This window comes from Staphylococcus sp. EG-SA-2 (assembly GCF_017152085.1).
Genome location: NZ_JACYHC010000379.1, coordinates 1 through 247 on the forward strand (window position 1 = coordinate 1; position 247 = coordinate 247).

Annotated in this window: 1 protein-coding gene; it reads left to right on the forward strand. The window is 29.1% G+C overall.

The window, feature by feature from the left end:
• A partial coding sequence (locus IDG60_RS03545) for a TIGR01741 family protein (RefSeq protein WP_206160499.1) occupies nucleotides 1-247 on the forward strand: 247 nt, incomplete at both ends.

Sequence of the window (247 nt, forward strand, 5' to 3'; positions counted from 1 at the left end):
GTAGTGATGAATTGAATTATTACACATATATCCCTAGAGAGTATAATGTCTCTGAAAAAGTATTTTATGATTTGTGGACGGATTTATATAGATTGTTTAAGAAGTTAAGAAACGCATTTAAAGAAGATTTAGAACCATGGACATCATGTGAATTTGATTTTACAAGAGAGGGTAATTTGAAAGTATCGTTTGATTATATAGATTGGATTAAATTAGGTTTTGGTCCATCAGGAAAGGAAAACTACTA